Consider the following 19,026-nt stretch of genomic DNA (forward strand, 5'->3'; position numbering starts at 1 on the left):
ATCTATCGTTCATACCAGGAGTTGACCTATGCCGTACTTCCAGGAAACGCGTCTCGAACAGTCTGATCTAGTCAGAAACGCATTGCTCGCCTCTCGGTACAAGGCGCCGCTGGGGCTCGTTAATCAGCCGTCAGGGACGGATCTCGTAGAGGAACCGGAGGATATCGGATTCAGTGAGATCAGCCTGAACGGCGCTCCGCGGCAATGCCTGCAATGGCTCGCACCGGTACTACGCGACCTGAGCGAGAGCCGAACCCCTCGCTGGCTGACGCTGATCGACCCTCCGCAGAACCTGAGTCATGGATGGCTGCGTAAAGCCGGCCTGGATCCGAGCCAGATTCTGATAGTACGGCCAAAGCGTGGCATGGACTGTCTGACGTTCTGCTGCGAGATTCTCGCCCTGGGAAACAGCCATACCGTGGTCAGCTGGCTTGCAACAGGCCCGCGCGAGGCCAGTATGCTGGAAAGTGCCGCATGCTCCGGCAACTGCCGCAGCCTCAACGTACGGATCGACGCGGCTAGAGCTGCCTGACGTCAAGCAAGCGGTCGAGCACCGGCAGATCAGTGGAGAACGCGGTCCTCGGGGATCGTATCGTCCTGCTCCATGACCTGCCCCGCCACCTGCATACCCGCAGTGATCATCGCCTTGGCGACTTCGATGTAATGGCCCTGCAAAAAGTCCTTCGCATCGGGGGAGAACTCGATGACCAGCAAGGGCTCACCGTCCTCGTCGGAACGCCGCAATGCGACCTTACCGTTGGGGAGTTCTACGATTTCGAGAAAGGGTGAAGGCATGTTCTGGTCTCCTGGCTACTGGCGCGCAGTGTATCACAGGCGCCACTCACCCGCGCCGCGTTGGGATGTGCCGGTCCCGGACCGGCCGTGGCGCAATAACAGCTGCGCTTAATATTCCACCATGCCATCGCGGTAGCGTCTGACCAGCTCATTCAGCGCGTGGGCAGCCTCATCGGCGTCCGCTAGCGACCACTCGGCGTGAGCAGGAACAGCACTGCTGGCTATCAAGGACGCGTCCTGCGGCTTGGCAGGAGCCGGCACTGGCGGTGCATGCAGCGCTTGCCAGCCGGCCAGCAGCCTGCCCAACCAGTTGTCCTTTCCACGCGCCAATTCGCTCAATTCAGCCAGCTCCGGTCCGGGATAACGTTTTGCCGCTTCCCCATCCAGCGCCTGCTCAACTGTGCGCAGCTCCATCAGTGGCCAACGGTAATGATCGGCCACCTCGTGGACAATCGCCAGTACCGTGCGATACAGATGAAAGAGCGCGTGCTCCCGGTGGTATAGCGTCTGCGTTCGCGCATCCAGCGCTGCAGAGTCTGCTGCCTCATGCCAGGCATTGATTGCCTTACCGGCAAAGAACAGTGCCTGATTGGTCCGGGTGTAGACTTCGTTAGCCATGTTCAAGCCTCTTTGCGCTTGGCCTTGGTCCGTCCGTCTTCGAGGTTCCAGCCCTTGTCACCATAAAACGCGCGCCATCCAGTCGGTTTACCCTCGATCTCACTCTGAACATACTGCTCTTTTGTCTTGCGACTGTAACGTACAACCATCGGATTACCGTCAGGATCAGCAACCGGCGCATCCATCAGAAAGTGATACTTCGGATCGATTTCCGACTTATGCGGCAACAGTTCCTTGACCAGTGGCGCACGTGTCTCCCGGTTCTTGGGAAATTTGCTGGCGGCCAGGAACAGCCCGGAAGCACCGTCACGCAGAATGTAAACGTCGTCCACCTTCTCGCACTTCAGCTCCGGCATCGGCACCGGATCCATCTTCGGCGGAGCCGCTTCGCCGCTCCTCAACAGTTTGCGGGTGTTCTTGCAGTCAGCGTTGGTGCAGCCGAAATACTTGCCGAACCGGCCCGTCTTGAGCTGCATTTCGCTGCCGCATTTGTCGCACTCGATAATCGGGCCGTCGTAGCCCTTGATCTTGAAGTGGCCTTCCTCGACTTCGAAACCTGTGCAGTCGGGGTTGTTACCGCACACATGCAGCTTGCGCGTTTCGTCGACCAGGTAGCTGTCCATGGCCGTCGAACAGATCGGGCAACGGCGCTTGGCGCGCAGAATCCGCGATTCGCCCTCTTCGTCATCGGCGGCTACTTCATTGCCGGGTACCAGGTTGACTGTTTCCTTGCAGCGCTCCTTCGGCGGCAGGGCATAACCCGAACAACCCAGGAATACGCCAGTGGAGGCCGTACGGATCATCATCGGCCGACCGCAAGTGGTGCAGGCGATATTGGTGGGCGTAGGCATATTGGTGCGCATGCCCTTGCCTTCATCCGCCGCGGCCGCTGCGCTGAGCTTCAGTTTGAAGTCAGCATAGAAATCATCGAGCACCCGCTTCCATGGCACATCACCCTGAGCCACGTCATCCAGCGACTCTTCCATCCGCGCGGTGAAGCCGTAATCCATCAGATTGGGGAAGCTCTCGGTCAGCCGCTCGGTGACAATATCGCCCATCTTTTCAGCGTAGAAACGGCGATTATTCAGCTCGACGTAACCGCGCTCCTGGATCGTGGAAATGATCGAGGCGTAGGTGGACGGGCGACCAATACCGCGCTTTTCAAGCTCCCTGACCAGACTGGCTTCGGCATAACGCGCCGGCGGCTTGGTGAAGTGCTGCTTGGGGTCAAGCTTGTTGAGCTTGAGCGCGTTGTCGACCTGTAGATCGGGCAACACCTCGTCTTCGCCACCCTTGCCCTGCGGCGGCTGAACCCGGGTATAACCGTCGAACTGGAGAATCCGGCCTTTAGCACGCAGATCGAAATCGCCGGCCTTGACGGTGATGCTGGTCGACAGATAACGCGCCGGTGGCATCTGGCAGGCAACGAACTGACGCCAGATCAATTCATACAGCCGCTCGGCATCGCGCTCCATGCTGTTCAGATCCGAAGTTTTGATCTTCACATCCGAAGGACGGATTGCCTCGTGCGCTTCCTGGGCACCCTCCTTGCTGCTGTACAGATTGGGCTTTTCCGGAAGGTACTTGTCGCCGTAGTTCTTCTCAATGAAGTCCCGCGCCATGGCGATGGCGTCGTTCGACAAGTTCGTCGAGTCGGTACGCATATAGGTGATGTAACCGGCTTCATAGAGCCGCTGCGCCATCATCATGGTCTTCTTCACGCTGAAGCCTAGGCGCGTACTCGCAGCCTGCTGCAGCGTGGAGGTAATAAAGGGAGCATTGGGGCGTGTGCTGGTCGGCTTGTCTTCGCGCTTGGCAACGCGGTAATCGGCCGCCTTCAACTTGCCGAGCGCGGTGTCAGCCTGCTCCTTGTTCAGCGGCCTGAAGGCTTCACCCTTCTCACGTACCACCTCGAAACGCACGGAATCGGCCTTGGGCGAATCCAGCAAGGCGTGGATTTCCCAGAACTCCTCAGGGATGAACGCGCGAATTTCGCGCTCGCGATCGACGATCAACTTGACGGCGACTGACTGCACCCGGCCAGCGGACAGACCACGGGCGATTTTCTGCCACAGCAGCGGCGACACCATGTAGCCCACTACGCGATCGAGGAAGCGGCGCGCCTGCTGGGCATTAACGCGGTTGATATCCAGCTCGCCGGGCTTGGAGAATGCCTCCTGAATGGCCTTCTTGGTGATCTCGTTGAATACCACGCGCTTGTACCGCGCGTCGTCGCCACCAATGGATTCGCGCAGGTGCCAGGCAATGGCCTCCCCTTCGCGGTCCAAATCCGTCGCGAGATAAATGGCGTCGGCATCCTTGGCCAGGCGGCGAAGTTCATCGACCACCTTCTCCTTGCCGGGAAGGATTTCGTAATGAGCCTTCCAGCCATTTTCCGGGTCGACCCCCATGCGCTTGACCAGCTGCATGCGCGCCTTGGTCTCCTTGTCCAGCTCCGGAGCGGAGGCGGCTTTCTTACCCTTTGGTTTGCTCTCGGTCTTGCTGCTGCCACTGGTTGGCAGGTCCCGGATATGGCCAATACTCGACTTCACGATGAAGTCGTTGCCAAGGTACTTGTTGATCGTCTTGGCCTTGGCCGGAGACTCCACAATGACCAGTGCTTTTCCCATGGGTAATCGTATTCCTAACTCATTCGTCTGAATTGCCCAATGCGGGCAAAGAATAGCTGGCATGGCCGAAAAACCCGGCCAGTCCGCTGGAGGGCCAGAGCCTACACGTCTTCGCTGATAAAGGTAAAGCGCGGGATAGCCACGTCGTCAACCTGAACCTGCTCGATAAACATGCTCACCGGCCGCACCCAGAGATCAAAATCACCATACAAGGTGCGGTACACCACCAGCTGTTCGCCGGTCTCTGAATGCTGCGCTACGCCAATGACCTGATAATCGCTACCTTTATAGTGGCGATACCGGCCAGGAAGGATTCTCATCCTGCACGCTCCTGTTTTAGCAATAAAAAAGCCGGGGCAATGCCCCGGCTCATTCAACCCACCTGGCTTCAGACGCGCTCGAAGACCGTGGTGATGCCTTGGCCGAGGCCGATGCACATGGTTGCGATACCGATGGTACCGCCCTGCTCTTTCATGACATTGAGCAGGCTGCCAGAGATCCGCGTTCCGGAGCAGCCGAACGGGTGACCCAGGGCAATCGCGCCGCCATGAAGGTTGACCTTCTCTTCCATCTTGTCCAGCAACTTCAGATCTTTCAATACCGGCAGAGCCTGCGCGGCAAACGCTTCGTTCAGCTCAACATATTCCACGTCGGCCATGGTCATGCCCGCACGCTTGAGCGCCTTCTGCGTGGAAGGGACTGGACCGTAACCCATTATCGCTGGATCAACGCCAGCTACTGCCATGGAGCGGATCACCGCGAGCGGCTCCAGACCCAGGGCCTGAGCGCGCTCAGCAGACATGACGATCATGCAGGACGCACCGTCAGTGATCTGCGATGAGGTTCCTGCTGTGACCGTGCCGCCCTTGGGATTGAAGGCCGGACGCAGTGCTGCCAGGCTTTCCACCGTTGTTTCAGGACGAATAGTCTCGTCAGCAGTAAAGATCTTCAGGAAGCCGTTCTCGTCATGGCCTTCCATCGGCAGAATCTCGCGATCGAACTTGCCGTCCAGCGTCGCCTGGTGTGCCAGACGATGCGAACGTGCACCGAACTGGTCCTGCTGCTCGCGGGTAATGCCGTGCATCTTGCCCAGCATTTCCGCCGTCAGACCCATCATGCCCGATGCCTTGGCTGCGTACAGCGACAGCGCCGGGTTCGGATCGACACCGTGCATCATGCCGACGTGACCCATGTGTTCAACGCCACCGACGACAAACACATCACCGTTGCCGGTCATGATGGCTTGGGCGGCGGTATGCAGCGCGCTCATCGAGGAGCCACACAGACGGCTGACCGTCTGCGCGGAACTGGTGTGCGGGATCGGCGTCATCAAGGATGCCATGCGGGCGATGTTCCAGCCCTGCTCCAGGGTCTGGTTTACACAGCCCCAGATCACATCTTCAACTTCCGCCGGATCGAGCTTTGGATTGCGCGCCAGCATGCCGGTAATCAGGTTTGCTGAAAGGGATTCGGCACGGACGTTACGGTACATGCCGCCCTTGGAACGGCCCATTGGGGTGCGACCGAAGTCGACAATGACGACGTCTCTCGGATTCAGGCTCATAAATTCACTCTCGCTCTGTGCGTTCCGTTAACCGAAAAATTTCTTGCCGGCTTTGGCCATTTCACGCAACTTTTCAGTTGGGTGATACATGGCGCCGAACTCGGCGTACTTGTCGGCGATGGCAACAAACTTGGCCACGCCAATGGTGTCGATGTAGCGCAGTGCGCCGCCACGGAAGGGCGGGAACCCGATACCGAAGATCAGACCCATGTCAGCGTCGCCAGCGGACTCCACGATACCGTCTTCCAGGCAACGTACCGTCTCCAGGCACAGCGGAACCATCATGATCTCGACGATTTCCTCGTCGGTGAACTCGCGCTGCTCGAGCACGATCGGCTTGAGCAATTCGTAAGCCTGGGGATCAACGACCTTCTTCTGCTTACCCTTCTTGTCCAGCTCGTAGGCGTAGAAACCCTTGCCGGATTTCTGACCCAGACGGCCTTCGTCATACATGACGTCAACGGCGGTACGGGTCGTGTCAGCCATACGGTCCGGATAGCCCTCGGCCATGACGTCCCGGCCATGGTGACCAGTATCCATGCCTACCACGTCCATCAGGTACGCAGGACCCATCGGCCAGCCGAACTTTTCCATCAGCTTGTCGACGCGCTGGAAGTCGGCACCCATGTTGATCAGACGGGCGAAGCCACCGAAGTACGGGAAGAGTACGCGGTTGACCAAAAAGCCAGGGCAGTCGTTGACTACGATGGGCGTTTTGCCCATTTTCTTGGCGTAGGCCACGGTGGTTGCAACAGCCTTCTCGCTGGACTTCTCGCCACGGATGACCTCAACCAGCGGCATCATGTGCACCGGGTTGAAGAAATGCATGCCGCAGAAGTTTTCCGGACGCTTGAGCGCCTGGGCCAGGTAGGTGATGGAGATGGTGGACGTATTGGATGCGATGATCGCATCATCCTTCACGTGGCCTTCCACTTCAGCCAGCACGGCGTGCTTGACCTTGGGGTTCTCGACCACTGCCTCGACCACGATATCGACATTGCCGAAATCGCCGTAGGACATGGTGGGCCGGATCGCATTCAGTGCGGAAGCCATCTGGTCCGGCGTCATGCGGCCCTTGGCAACGCGCTTACCGAGCAACTTGGAGGCTTCATCCAGACCCATCTGGATCCCTTCTTCACGGATATCCTTCATCAGGATAGGCGTGCCCTTGGAAGCCGACTGGAAAGCAATACCGCCACCCATGATGCCTGCACCCAACACAGCGGCAAGCTTCACATCAGCGGCTTTCTTATCGTACTGCTTGGCCTTCTGTTTGAGAGCCTGATCATTGAGGAACAGACCAACCAGGCTGGCAGCCACAGACGTCTTGGCCAGCTTGGCAAACCCGGCAGCCTCGATTTCCAGCGCTTTGTCGCGACCGGCGTTGGCCGCTTTCTGGATGGTCTTGATCGCTTCAACCGGGGCCGGATAATGCGGGCCGGCCTGGCCAGCGACGAAACCCTTGGCAGTCTCGAACGCCATCATCTGCTCGATGGTATTGAGCTTGACCTTTTCCAGCTTGGGCTGACGCTTGGCGCGGAAGTCCAGCTCGCCGGAGATGGCACGTTTGCACAGATCGATCGCGCCTTCCTTCAATTTGGCCGGCTCAACCACAGCATCCACGGCATGCACACTCAGCGCCTTGTCAGCACGCTGCTCGCCACCGCCACAGATCCATTCGATGGCGTTGTCGATACCCATGATACGCGGCGCACGCACGGTGCCACCAAAGCCCGGGTAGATACCCAGCTTGGTTTCCGGCAGGCCGACCTTGGCGGTCGCAGCCATGATCCGGAAGTCACAGGCCAGGCACATTTCAAAACCGCCGCCCAACGCCATGCCATTGATGGCAGCGACTGTTGGAACATTCAGATCTTCGAATGCATTGAAGATCTGATTGGCTTCCAGGTTGCCTGCAACGAGGTCTTCCTCGGGCAACTGGAAGGTATTGACGAATTCGTTGATATCGGCGCCGACGATGAACACGTCCTTGCCGCTGGTAACGATAACACCCTTGACGCTGGTGTCGGACTGAAGGGCCTCGACGGCGGCTTGCAGCTCCGCCAGGGTGGCACGATTGAACTTGTTGACAGACTCGCCCTGCAGATCGAACTTGAGCTCGACGATGCCGTCTTCAAGGGCTTGAACCGTGATGGCTTTACCTTCGTAAATCATCAACTGATCTCCACGCTATAAAAGCACTTGAGAAACAACGTCCTGCAATGCCAAACCGATCTTTTGACGAGTTCGGCCTTTACAGAACGATGCCATGAACGTTCCCGATGCGGTGAAGCTGCGCGATGCAAACACAGAAATTCATACGCTTGTTTGATTCGGGTGTGCACACCTTCGGGGAAAACCTGCTAATTGTCAATCAGCTACTGGGTAGCGGCAGCAAAACAGCTTCCGGTAGGCATTAGATTCGATTTAATACTTCTTTATATTCAGCACGTTAAATACTTATCAAAGAATACACATTAATACTTGAGCACTGATCCTTCTCATCCGACAGGCTGATGATGCAGAGGTTGCAAAGCCGCATAAAGGCTATCCAGCGCCTGCGGATTATCCGGTTCGACCCAATGTACAATGACCGAAAAACTCGACCGATCAAGACCTGCAACGCTGATCGGTAACGCCGCGAGCAGGCCTTCGACTTCAGGGTCCCCGTCCGGCCCAAAACTGCGCTGCCATCCCGCCCCGCCCCGGCGATAACTGAATTCGGCAGCCATAGGGCATTTTTCCAGGGCCAATCGATAGCCGACACACCCCTCGAGCGCTGGTTCGCGGGCGCTGCCCTGCTGCCGCTCGACAACAAACCCAAGCTTTCGGCCATGCTCACGAAGACGATGCAGGTGCAGCTGGCGTCCCCGCGGCAACACTTTATGCAACGACGAGATAAATATAGCGGCAACCAGCCCAAAAGCGATCCAGATCATGATGCAATACCGCTGCACTGCCTACCTGGCCGCGGGTAAATGCCGCTGCCATCGCAAAAAGACTGATTAATGATAAATCCTCCGCGGATTGCGGTATAAAGGCTGCTAGTATCAGCGAAAAAGCCAGGAGGAACCTGCATGCTTTACTCTCATGTGCTAGTGGCAGTGGATTTAATAGACGAATGCCGCTCGGTAGCAGACCACGCCATGGCGCTTGCCAAGGTGCTGGAAGCGGACCTGACGCTGTTACACGTAGTTGAACCGCTTGCCATGGCCTACGGCGGCGATGTCCCCATGGACCTGTCCATGTTGCAGCAACAGCAATTCGAGCAGGCTCGCGAGCGGATGCAGGTTTTTGCCGCCGATTACAGCCTGCCCGAAAGCCAGCTGCAAATTGCCTTCGGCCACCCGCGTCAGGAGATCCATCGTGTCGCCACCGAACAAGGATGCGATCTGATTGTAGTCGGTAGCCATGGGCGGCATGGCCTAGCGCTCCTGCTCGGTTCTACCGCAAACGATGTGCTGCATGGTGCACCCTGCGACGTCATCGCTGTGCGCCTGGAAAAGAAAAAGAAAGCCAGTTAACGACCCAATCGACATTCGCAGCTGACTAAAACTTGCCAGCTGCGTTCGTTGCGCCTCAGCCTTGCATATCATCCAACTCAGCCCAGCGCTCCAACGCCCGATCCAGCTCCGCCTGCTTGGTTTCCAGCGCCTCGATTGCCGGAGCGGTCTGCTCGTGCGACTGCTGATAGAAATTCGGAGCGTTGACCTGCTTCTGAACGGCCTGCAGCTCGCTTTCCAACCGCTCCAAAAGTTCAGGTAATGCATCAAGTTCGCGCTGTAACTTATAGCTGAGCTTGGCTTTCGGCGCGGGCGCAGCAACAGGTGCGGGAGTCGGAGGCGCATCATGCTCCGCCGCCTGTGCAGCAGCATCATCGCCCCACTCAGCCAGTGCTTCGATCTTGCCGCCCTGGCGTAACCAATCGGCATATCCGCCGACGTACTCGCGTACCTTGCCATTGCCCTCGAACACCAGACTGCTGGTCACCACGTTATCCAGGAACGCCCGATCGTGGCTGACTATCAGAACCGTACCGTCGAACCCGGCGAGCACTTCTTCAAGAAGCTCAAGGGTTTCGACATCGAGATCATTGGTCGGCTCATCCATTACCAGCATGTTCGCCGGCTTGCTGAACAGACGCGCGAGCAGCAACCGCGCGCGCTCGCCACCCGACAACGCTTTCACCGGCGTTCTGGAGCGTTCCGGGGAAAACAGGAAGTCACCAAGATAGCTAATGACGTGGCGACGCTCGCCGTTGATCTCGATAAATTCCCGGCCCTCGGCAATGTTGTCGATTACCGAGCGCTCGAGGTCAAGCTGTCCGCGAAGCTGATCAAAATAGGCTACTTCCAGCCGGGTGCCATGTTTGACGATACCGCTGGTGGGCTCAAGCTGGCCCAGCAGTAACTTGAGCAGCGTACTCTTACCTGAACCGTTATTACCGATCAGACCGATACGGTCCCCGCGCATCACTGCGGTGGTCAGGTTGCGAATCAGCGGCCGCTGGCCTGGATAACCGAACGAGATATTCTCCACTTCAATGACGCGCTTGCCCGATGAATCAGCTGTTTCCAACTGGAAACTGGCGCGCCCCTGACGTTCGACCCGCTGTGCCCGCTCGTCACGCATCGCCTTGAGTGCCCGCACACGGCCTTCGTTACGCGTGCGGCGCGCCTTGATACCCTGCCGGATCCAGACTTCTTCCTGTGCCAGCCGCTTGTCGAACAGCGCGTTGGCACTCGCTTCCGCGGCTAATTGCTGCTCCTTGTGCTCCAGGAAACTTACATAGTTGCCCTGCCAGTCGATCAACTGGCCACGATCCAGCTCCATGATGCGGGTAGCCAGTGCCTGCAGGAACTGTCGATCGTGGGTAATGAACAGAACAGCACCGCGGAAGTCCAGCAACACCTGCTCCAGCCACGCAATGGTATGGATGTCCAGATGGTTGGTCGGCTCGTCGAGCAACAGCACGTCCGGCTCGGCGACCAGCGCCTGCGCCAGCAGGACCCGACGGCGCCAGCCACCAGACAGCTCCGACATGGGTTTTTCGGCGGGCAACCCCAGACGAGTGAGGGTCGTCTCAACCAACTGGTTCAGACGCCACCCATCCTTGGCTTCGAGGCGACTCTGAACCTTCTCGAGACGCTCCAGTTCGGCCTCGCCCATCTCGCCATGTACCAGATGGTGGTATTCGGCGAGCAGCTCACCCACGCCGATCAAACCGGCCGCCACGACGTCATACACCAGCTGATCGCCAGCCTCAGGCAGTTCCTGCGGCAATTGGCCGATTTTCAGCCCCGGCGCATACCAGATTTCACCATCGTCGGCGGTCTGCTCGCCATTCACCAGCTTGAACAGACTGGACTTACCCGCGCCGTTGCGACCGATCAGGCACGCGCGCTCCCCGCGTTCCAGTTGGAAGCTGACTTTTTGCAGGAGCGGATTGAGGCCGTAGGCCAGGGATACATCAGTAAACGAGAGCAGCGCCATATAACACCTTTTGCGGAGCGCTGAAAAACGAGCAACCTAAAGCCAGAGGGAGCGAAATCGAACATAAGGCGGACCGGTCTCGCCCACGTGATAACGAGCCGGGTAGCAGACGGTTTGAGCGATTCCAGCGCCGCTTGGCTGAGCGCAGGTATTTTCAGAGGATCTTTAACTTGTATAGGCGAGCATTCTACTCTTCCCGTCACTTTGCTGCATTGCTTATTCCCGGCGCCCAGCCCTATGCCGGCCCAGAGCAACAGGCTAAGCTGTGACATATGTTGTCGCCCGCCTCGATCACCCCTCCTGCCAGGATTCATGATGCGCCGTAATATCTTCAAAAGCCTGACAAGAGCATGCTCCATGCTATTGATATCCCAGGTATTGTTAACATCTCCTGCATTAGCTGATAGCCGTCTGGAAGCCCAGCGAAAAACCTACGACCAGGCCATGACCGCGCTCAAACAGGGACAATACAGTCGCTATCTGCAACTCAAGGAAGGCTTGAGTGACTATCCTTTGTATTCCTATTTGTTGCTGGAGGAAATCAAACGGCAGGACCCGCCGCAGGATCACGAGGTCCAAGCGTTTCTGGTTACCCAGGGCGATCTGCCGGCTGCGCAGGCGGTGAAGAACACATGGTTACAACGGCTGGCAAAGGAAGGCAAATGGGACCTGTTGCGCAAGCACTACGACAGCGCCAGCCAAAGCACCGAGTTGGACTGCCAACTCGCTCTTCAGATGTGGCGTGATGGTGATGCAACGCTCGCTCGAAAGCGCGCTGCCGAGCTCTGGACAGTGGGCCATTCGCAGCCGAACGCGTGCGACCCTCTATTTGACAGATGGCAAGCGGCGGGAGGCCTCACGGAGGATGTAGCCTGGCAGCGGCTGCGGCTGGCTCTGCTGTATCGCCAGGACGCCCTGGCTCGCTATCTGGTGCGCTACCTGCCTGAACACAAGGCGCTGGCCGAGCGTTTTATCGAAGCGGCGACCAAACCGAGCCGCCTCAGTGAAACCGCACGGTATCGGCCCGGTGCCGGGCAACCGTCCGAGCGCCTGACGGATATCGTCACCGTGGCGCTGCGCCGCATGGCCCGGGATGATCCGACCGCGGCAATGGCGCTGTGGCCGTTCTACCGCGACCTTCCCTTCCCGGAGAGTGACCGCCTGGCGATCACCCGCGACATTGGCGTGCGTCTGGCCAAACGGCATGATCCCCAGGCATTGCCTTTCATGGCCGCAAACGATCCCTCAATGGCCGACGACCAGGTCAGCGAATGGCGGATTCGACTGGCATTGCGCACCGGCCAGTGGCGTGAGGCGCATGATCTGACGCAGGCGATGCCTGACTCGTTACAGCAACAGAACCGTTGGCGTTATTGGCGCGCACGCAGCACCCAGCTTGCGTTTCCGGATCGCGACGTCGCTGAACAGTACGCTGCACTGGCCGATGAACGTGACTTCTATGGGTTCATCGCCGCCGAACGCAGCCGCAAACCCTACGCGCTCAATCATCGACCCGCTGATGTGGAGCCGCGCGCCCATGCCCGGGTAAGCCAGACAGCGGGCATTCGGCGTGCCCGGGAGTTTCTGGCCCGGGGTCAGATAGTCAATGCCCGGCGCGAGTGGTATCACGCGGGCCGCACCTTCAGTCGCGAAGAGCTTATTGCCCAGGCGGCCATGGCTCGCGATCTGGGCTGGCATTTCCCGGCCATCCGCGGCATCAGCCAGGCGCAGCACTGGGACGATCTGGACATCCGCTTCCCCCTCGCCTACCAGCAGCCCATCACTCAGCAGGCCCGCGCGCGGCAGCTCAATCCGACTTGGGTGTACGCGATCACCCGCCAGGAAAGCGGCTTCATGGAGGACGCGCGCTCGCACGCCGGTGCCATGGGACTCATGCAGTTGATGCCCGGCACAGCCAAGGAAACGGCGCGGCGATTTGGTATTGCGCTCAGCAACCCCAACGATGTGCTCTTGCCGGAACGCAATATTGCCTTAGGCACGGCGTATCTGGCGCAGCTGCATGAGCAGTTCCAGGGTAACCGGGTACTGGCTTCGGCGGCGTATAACGCCGGCCCGGGGCGCGTACGTCAATGGACCCGGGGCGTCGATAATTTGCCCGCAGATGTCTGGATCGAGAACATCCCCTTCGACGAGACGCGGCAATACGTTCAAAGCGTTCTGAGCTATGCCGTGATCTATGGCGATAAACTGGGAATAGAGCAGCCCGTGATGGATAACACCGAGCACATGCTGAATTTTCCGGCACGTTGATACAGTAGAGGTATGCTGCGGCTCGGATGTGCAGGCAACGCTGCATCCGAGCCTGAGGCGGGATCGTCGTACCCGTCGGAGCGAGGCGCTCAGTCAGGCAGGCGGCTCAAGCGCTCGCGGACGACTTCAACCAGTTGGTCTGGCTGAAACTTGGACAGGAATCCGTCACAGCCGACTTTCTCGACCATCGCCTTGTTGAAGTTGCCTGAAAGCGAGGTGTGCAACACAACGCAAAGGTCCTTGAGTCGCGGATCCTTGCGGATTTCGGAGGTCAGACGGTAACCGTCCATTTCCGGCATCTCGGCGTCCGTGATGACCATCAACAACCGGTCACTGACCTGCTCCCCTGCGTCAGCCCAGGCCTGCAGCTGTCTGAGCGCGCGTAAACCATCGGTTTGCACATGCATCGTAAGTTCGAGCTGGGACAGTGTTTCACGCAGCTGGTTGATGCCGGTGGGCGAGTCATCGACCAGCAAAACCTCCCTGCCCCGCGCCTTGTTCAGAAGCGCCGGATCCAGCAACGCGTCGCTGACCCGGGTGTTGAACGGCACGATCTCCGCCAGCACTTTCTCCACGTCGATGATTTCGACCAGGCGCTGGTTCTCGAGCCGCGTGATGGCGGTCAGGTAATGGGCGCGACCAGCACTACGCGGCGGAGGCAGCACGGTATCCCAGTTCAAATTCATGATGCGGTCGACTGCCCCGACCAGAAACGCCTGAACCGATTGATTGTATTCGGTGACAATAATGGTGCTTTCGGCCGTAACCGGCTGCGCCCGCATGCCAATGGCCGCCGACAGATCGATAACCGGGATGGCCTGACCGCGCAGATGGATCACGCCGAGCACATGGGGATGGCTTTTGGGCATCTGGGTCAGACGCGGTAACTGAAGTACTTCCCGGATCTTGAACACGTTGAGCGCGAACAGCTGCGCTCCGGTCAGCCTGAACAACAGGATTTCCAGACGATTCTCGCCTACCAGGCGCGTTCTCTGGTCTACGCTATCCAATACTCCGGCCATACGTTCCCTCGTCGATTCAGCTGAGCTATGCGGCCAACCATACGCCACGCCACGCCGGCAGAATACCGCGTTGCCGCGGCATTTTCAGCAGCCGATCGTGACCCGGTCAATAATAGGCGTTCTCGGTGACGGTGTGGTCGGTTACGTCACGCACCGCTGTCAACTCAGAAATGCGTGCCACCAGCGTCTTCTCGATACCTTCCTTGAGCGTCACGTCGACCATCCCACAACCCTGACAGCCGCCACCGAACTGCAAGATGGCAACACCACCTTCCACCACGTCGACTAGTTTGACTTCGCCGCCATGACTGGCCAGCCCCGGGTTGATCTCGGTTTGCAGCAGATAGTTGATGCGGTCATTCAAGGGGCTGCCGTCGTTGACCATGGGCACCTTGGCGTTAGGTGCCTTGATGGTCAGCTGCCCGCCCATGCGATCGGTAGCGTAATCCACCACCGCATCTTCGAGAAAGGGCTCACTGATTGAATCGATCCAGACCCCGAAGGAATCGAGTGTCATCACCCGATCTTCGGGCTTTTCTTCACCCGGTTTGCAGTAGGCGATGCAGGTCTCAGCATAGGGCGTGCCCGGCTGGGTAATGAATACCCGGATGCCAATACCCGTGGTGTCCTGTTTTGCCAGCAGCTCAGCCAGATAGGCTTCAGCTGCGGAGGTAAGAGTAATGCCTGCCATGTAATGCCTCGTACGCAATGGGTTCAATGGCGACAGTGTACGGGAGAAGGCCGACCGGTTAAAGTCCCACTGTTTTGGTAGGGTATTTATTGACGCGTCCAATCGGCCCGCCCGCCGGCTGCAATTCAGTGTTGCAGACGCATCTGATAGACTAGCCGGCTATCCAGTTTGCAATCCCCCGGAGTCCCGATGCTTGATCTGAATGCTCGATTGACCGCCCTGCATGAGGCGCTGCGCCAGCGCATCCTGATTCTCGACGGTGGCATGGGAACCATGATCCAGAGCTACCGGCTTGAAGAGGCTGATTTTCGTGGCGAACGCTTCGCCGATTGGCCGACGGACCTCAAGGGCAACAACGACCTGTTGATCCTGACGCGCCCCGATGCGATCGGCGCCATGGAGAAAGCCTACCTTGATGCCGGTGCTGACATCATCGAGACCAACACCTTCAACTCGACGCGGGTGTCCCAGGCCGACTACGGCCTGCAGGAGCTGGCATATGAGCTGAATCTCGAAGGCGCACGCCTGGCTCGCCGGGTGTGCGATGCCAAGACTGAAGAGACGCCGGACCGCCCCCGCTTCGTCGCCGGAGTGCTCGGGCCGACCAGTCGGACCTGCTCGCTGTCGCCCGACGTGAACAACCCGGGCTATCGCAACGTCACCTTCGATGAGCTGGTCGAGAACTACAGCGAGGCCACCCGCGGGCTGGTGGAAGGCGGCGCCGATCTGATTCTGATCGAAACCATCTTCGATACGCTGAATGCCAAGGCGGCGATCTTCGCTGTCCAGCAGACTTTCGAAGACCTGGGTGTGGAACTGCCGATCATGATATCCGGCACCATCACCGATGCCTCAGGCCGAACCCTTTCCGGCCAGACCACTGAAGCCTTCTGGAACTCGGTGCGCCACGCCAACCCGCTGTCGGTCGGCTTGAACTGTGCACTGGGCGCCAAGGAGCTGCGTCCCTACCTGGAAGAGCTGTCCGACAAGGCCGATACGCATATCTCGGCGCACCCTAACGCGGGCCTGCCCAACGAGTTTGGCGAGTATGAAGAGTCGGCCGCCGAGATGGCCGCTATCGTTGAAGAGTTCGCCGCTGCCGGTTTTCTGAATATTGTTGGTGGCTGCTGCGGTACCACGCCTGAGCATATTGCAGCGATCGCCAGGGCGGTCGCCAAGTATCCACCGCGTCAGATCCCGGATATCCCCAAGGCCTGTCGTCTGTCCGGCCTGGAGCCCTTCACTATTACCCGCGACTCGCTGTTCGTGAACGTGGGAGAACGAACCAACATCACCGGCTCGGCGAAGTTCGCTCGACTGATTCGCGACGACAATTACACCGAGGCCCTATCCGTTGCCCTGCAACAGGTCGAAGCCGGTGCGCAGATCATCGACATCAACATGGACGAGGGCATGTTGGATTCGAAGACGGCGATGGTCACCTTCCTCAATCTGATTGCCGGCGAGCCGGATATCTCCCGCGTGCCGATCATGATCGACTCGTCTAAATGGGAAATTATCGAGGCCGGCCTCAAGTGCATCCAGGGCAAGGGCATCGTCAACTCGATATCCATGAAGGAAGGCGAGGATCAGTTCCGCCAGCAGGCTCGACTGTGCAAGCGTTATGGCGCTGCAATAATCGTCATGGCCTTTGACGAAAAAGGTCAGGCGGATACCGCCGCTCGCAAACGCGAGATCTGCAAGCGTTCCTACGACATCCTGGTCAATGAGGTGGGTTTCCCGGCGGAAGACATCATCTTTGACCCGAACATCTTTGCCATCGCCACGGGCATCGAGGAACACAATAACTACGCCGTCGATTTCATCGAGGCCTGTAGCTATATCCGCGACCACCTGCCCCACGCCCTCACCTCCGGTGGCGTATCGAACGTGTCGTTCTCCTTCCGCGGCAACAACCCGGTGCGTGAAGCCATTCACTCGGTGTTCCTGTTCCACGCGATCAAAGCCGGCCTGACCATGGGCATCGTCAATGCCGGTCAGCTGGAGATCTATGACCAGATCCCGACCAAATTGCGGGACATTGTCGAAGACGTCGTGCTCAACCGTTCGGAGGGTGGTACCGAAGCGCTGCTGAACATCGCCGATGAGTACAAGGGCGACGGCAGCGTCAAGGAAGTCCAGAACGAGGAGTGGCGCAGCTGGGATGTGAACGCGCGCTTGTCGCATTCGCTGGTCAAAGGCATTACCACGCATATCGTTGCCGATACCGAGGAAGCCCGTCAGCAGTGTGCGCGACCGATTGAAGTGATCGAGGGGCCGCTGATGTCCGGGATGAACGTGGTCGGCGACCTGTTCGGCTCGGGCAAAATGTTCCTGCCGCAGGTGGTGAAATCCGCGCGGGTCATGAAGCAGGCGGTGGCGCACCTGATTCCCTTTATCGAAGCCGAAAAAGGCGATAAGCCCGAAGCCAAGGGCAAGATCCTGATGGCGACGGTCAAGGGCGATGTGCATGACATCGGCAAGAACATTGTCGGCGTGGTACTGGGCTGTAACGGCTACGACGTGGTCGATATGGGCGTTATGGTGCCGGCGGACAAGATTCTGAAAACCGCGATCGAGGAAAAATGCGACATCATCGGCCTGTCCGGGCTGATCACGCCCTCGCTGGATGAAATGGTGCATGTCGCCCGCGAAATGCAGCGCCAGGGCTTCACCCTGCCACTGATGATCGGCGGCGCCACCACCTCCAAGGCGCACACAGCGGTGAAGATCGACCCGCACTACAAGAACGATGCGGTGGTGTATGTCACTGACGCATCCCGCGCCGTGGGTGTAGCTACGACTCTGTTGTCGAAGGAGCTGAAGCCGAGCTTTGCGACCAAGACGCGGGAAGACTACGCGGTTATCCGGGAGCGCACCGCCAACCGCTCCGCACGCACCAAGCGCCTGAGCTATCGGGCCGCGCTGGCCGCCGGCCCGCAGTTCGACTGGGACAGCTACAATCCGGTCAAGCCGACCTTTACCGGCTCACGGGTGCTGGACGACATCGATCTCAGAGTGCTGGCCGAGTACATTGACTGGACACCCTTTTTCATCTCCTGGGATCTGGCCGGTAAGTACCCGCGCATCCTTGAGGATGAGGTAGTCGGCGAAGCCGCCACCTCACTGTTCGCGGACGCCCAGGACATTCTCAACAAGCTGATCGACGGAAAGCTGATTCGCGCCCGGGCCGTGTTTGGCTTCTGGCCCGCCAATCAGGTCGACCGTGACGATATCGAGCTGTATGACGACGCCGGTCAGCCGATCAAACGGCTGCATCATTTGCGTCAGCAGATCGAAAAAACCGATGGCAAGCCCAACTTCTCTCTGGCGGATTTTGTCGCACCCAAGGACAGCGGCGTGACCGATTACGTTGGCGGGTTCATTACCACCGCCGGGATTGGCGCCGAAGAGGTGTCCAAGGCCTACCAGGATGCGGGTGACGACTACAACGCGATCATGGTCAAGGCACTGACTGACCGTCTCGCCGAAGCCTGCGCGGAATGGTTGCACCAGCAGGTTCGCCGGCAATACTGGGGCTATGACCCGGAAGAACAGCTCAGCAATGACGAGCTGATCAAGGAGCAATACAAGGGCATCCGTCCGGCGCCTGGCTACCCGGCTTGTCCGGACCACACGGAAAAGGCGGCGCTGTTCGAATTGCTGGATCCGGACAGCGAATCCGGCGTTACCCTGACTGAGCACTTTGCCATGTTCCCCACCGCTGCCGTCAGCGGCTGGTATTTTGCGCACCCCAAGGCGCAGTACTTCGCGGTCGGCAAGATCGACAAGGACCAGGTCGAGAGCTATAGCCAACGCAAGGGTCAGGATATCGAAGTGACTGAGCGGTGGTTGATGCCCAACCTCGGCTACGACGTGTAAGAAAGGGATAGGGGGTCGGTGGCTCAGCCTCTGGCGCTGAGTCACCGCCCTCCCCTGATT

At 58.9% G+C, this 19,026-nt stretch carries 14 protein-coding genes; 4 read left to right on the forward strand and 10 right to left on the reverse strand.

Translation table 11 applies throughout. The features are described from left to right. The first annotated feature begins 28 nt into the window (after window positions 1-28). Window positions 29-532 (forward strand): SulA-like leucine-rich domain-containing protein, encoded by a 504-nt coding sequence (locus FHK95_RS07535; RefSeq protein WP_150303985.1) that lies wholly within the window; start codon window positions 29-31, stop codon window positions 530-532. 29 nt (window positions 533-561) lie between these two features. On the opposite strand, the gene FHK95_RS07540 is transcribed toward FHK95_RS07535, so the two are convergent. The 7 genes from FHK95_RS07540 to FHK95_RS07570 form a co-directional block, all read right to left on the reverse strand. Beyond that, window positions 562-795, reverse strand: coding sequence for a hypothetical protein (locus FHK95_RS07540; protein ID WP_150303986.1), 234 nt, complete (start codon window positions 793-795; stop codon window positions 562-564). A gap of 108 nt (window positions 796-903) precedes the next feature. After that, entirely contained in the window at window positions 904-1,413 is a 510-nt protein-coding gene (locus FHK95_RS07545) for a DUF6586 family protein (protein ID WP_150303987.1), read from the reverse strand. A 2-nt stretch (window positions 1,414-1,415) separates the two neighbouring features. Beyond that, window positions 1,416-4,043 (reverse strand): type I DNA topoisomerase, encoded by a 2,628-nt coding sequence (topA, locus tag FHK95_RS07550; RefSeq protein WP_150303988.1) that lies wholly within the window; start codon window positions 4,041-4,043, stop codon window positions 1,416-1,418. A gap of 101 nt (window positions 4,044-4,144) precedes the next feature. Beyond that, window positions 4,145-4,363 (reverse strand): DUF1653 domain-containing protein, encoded by a 219-nt coding sequence (locus FHK95_RS07555; protein ID WP_150303989.1) that lies wholly within the window; start codon window positions 4,361-4,363, stop codon window positions 4,145-4,147. A 68-nt stretch (window positions 4,364-4,431) separates the two neighbouring features. Continuing rightward, the gene (gene fadA, locus FHK95_RS07560) at window positions 4,432-5,607 is read right to left on the reverse strand and encodes an acetyl-CoA C-acyltransferase FadA (RefSeq protein ID WP_150303990.1); all 1,176 of its coding nucleotides are present in this window, start codon (window positions 5,605-5,607) and stop codon (window positions 4,432-4,434) included. 27 nt (window positions 5,608-5,634) lie between these two features. Next, window positions 5,635-7,782: a fatty acid oxidation complex subunit alpha FadB gene (gene fadB, locus FHK95_RS07565; RefSeq protein WP_150303991.1), complete on the reverse strand. Its 2,148-nt coding sequence runs from the start codon at window positions 7,780-7,782 to the stop codon at window positions 5,635-5,637. A gap of 326 nt (window positions 7,783-8,108) precedes the next feature. Next, entirely contained in the window at window positions 8,109-8,546 is a 438-nt protein-coding gene (locus FHK95_RS07570; RefSeq protein ID WP_150303992.1) for a hypothetical protein, read from the reverse strand. A gap of 138 nt (window positions 8,547-8,684) precedes the next feature. Here FHK95_RS07570 and FHK95_RS07575 point away from each other — a divergent pair, with 138 nt between their 5' ends. Beyond that, the gene (locus FHK95_RS07575; protein WP_150303993.1) at window positions 8,685-9,131 is read left to right on the forward strand and encodes a universal stress protein; all 447 of its coding nucleotides are present in this window, start codon (window positions 8,685-8,687) and stop codon (window positions 9,129-9,131) included. Window positions 9,132-9,186: 55 nt separating this feature from the next. On the opposite strand, the gene FHK95_RS07580 is transcribed toward FHK95_RS07575, so the two are convergent. Then, a complete protein-coding gene (locus FHK95_RS07580; RefSeq protein WP_150303994.1) occupies window positions 9,187-11,100 on the reverse strand; it encodes an ATP-binding cassette domain-containing protein in 1,914 nt (637 codons plus the stop codon). 315 nt (window positions 11,101-11,415) lie between these two features. Between FHK95_RS07580 and FHK95_RS07585 the strand changes: the two genes are divergently transcribed. Then, window positions 11,416-13,371 (forward strand): transglycosylase SLT domain-containing protein, encoded by a 1,956-nt coding sequence (locus tag FHK95_RS07585; RefSeq protein ID WP_150304115.1) that lies wholly within the window; start codon window positions 11,416-11,418, stop codon window positions 13,369-13,371. An 89-nt stretch (window positions 13,372-13,460) separates the two neighbouring features. Here FHK95_RS07585 and FHK95_RS07590 read toward each other — a convergent pair whose 3' ends face one another. Together FHK95_RS07590 and nfuA are read right to left on the reverse strand one after the other, a co-directional pair. After that, window positions 13,461-14,393 carry a chemotaxis protein CheV gene (locus tag FHK95_RS07590; RefSeq protein ID WP_150303995.1) on the reverse strand — a complete coding sequence of 311 codons (933 nt, stop codon included), beginning with the start codon at window positions 14,391-14,393 and terminating at the stop codon, window positions 13,461-13,463. Between the two features lie 106 nt (window positions 14,394-14,499). Beyond that, window positions 14,500-15,084 (reverse strand): Fe-S biogenesis protein NfuA, encoded by a 585-nt coding sequence (gene nfuA / locus FHK95_RS07595; RefSeq protein ID WP_150303996.1) that lies wholly within the window; start codon window positions 15,082-15,084, stop codon window positions 14,500-14,502. Window positions 15,085-15,273: 189 nt separating this feature from the next. On the opposite strand from nfuA, the gene metH reads away from it, so the two are divergent. Then, window positions 15,274-18,966, forward strand: a complete 3,693-nt coding sequence (gene metH, locus FHK95_RS07600) for a methionine synthase (RefSeq protein ID WP_150303997.1) — start codon at window positions 15,274-15,276, stop codon at window positions 18,964-18,966. The last annotated feature ends 60 nt before the right edge of the window (window positions 18,967-19,026 follow it).

The organism is Pseudomonas saliphila, assembly GCF_008638345.1.
Taxonomy (GTDB): domain Bacteria; phylum Pseudomonadota; class Gammaproteobacteria; order Pseudomonadales; family Pseudomonadaceae; genus Halopseudomonas; species Halopseudomonas saliphila.

Coding starts and splice junctions, on each gene's coding strand:
- FHK95_RS07535 (WP_150303985.1), top strand. CDS start 29: ATGCCGTACTTCCAGGAAACGCGTCTCGAACAGTCTGATCTAGTCAGA.
- FHK95_RS07540 (WP_150303986.1), bottom strand. CDS start 795: ATGCCTTCACCCTTTCTCGAAATCGTAGAACTCCCCAACGGTAAGGTC.
- FHK95_RS07545 (WP_150303987.1), bottom strand. CDS start 1,413: ATGGCTAACGAAGTCTACACCCGGACCAATCAGGCACTGTTCTTTGCC.
- topA (WP_150303988.1), bottom strand. CDS start 4,043: ATGGGAAAAGCACTGGTCATTGTGGAGTCTCCGGCCAAGGCCAAGACG.
- FHK95_RS07555 (WP_150303989.1), bottom strand. CDS start 4,363: ATGAGAATCCTTCCTGGCCGGTATCGCCACTATAAAGGTAGCGATTAT.
- fadA (WP_150303990.1), bottom strand. CDS start 5,607: ATGAGCCTGAATCCGAGAGACGTCGTCATTGTCGACTTCGGTCGCACC.
- fadB (WP_150303991.1), bottom strand. CDS start 7,782: ATGATTTACGAAGGTAAAGCCATCACGGTTCAAGCCCTTGAAGACGGC.
- FHK95_RS07570 (WP_150303992.1), bottom strand. CDS start 8,546: ATGATCTGGATCGCTTTTGGGCTGGTTGCCGCTATATTTATCTCGTCG.
- FHK95_RS07575 (WP_150303993.1), top strand. CDS start 8,685: ATGCTTTACTCTCATGTGCTAGTGGCAGTGGATTTAATAGACGAATGC.
- FHK95_RS07580 (WP_150303994.1), bottom strand. CDS start 11,100: ATGGCGCTGCTCTCGTTTACTGATGTATCCCTGGCCTACGGCCTCAAT.
- FHK95_RS07585 (WP_150304115.1), top strand. CDS start 11,416: ATGCGCCGTAATATCTTCAAAAGCCTGACAAGAGCATGCTCCATGCTA.
- FHK95_RS07590 (WP_150303995.1), bottom strand. CDS start 14,393: ATGGCCGGAGTATTGGATAGCGTAGACCAGAGAACGCGCCTGGTAGGC.
- nfuA (WP_150303996.1), bottom strand. CDS start 15,084: ATGGCAGGCATTACTCTTACCTCCGCAGCTGAAGCCTATCTGGCTGAG.
- metH (WP_150303997.1), top strand. CDS start 15,274: ATGCTTGATCTGAATGCTCGATTGACCGCCCTGCATGAGGCGCTGCGC.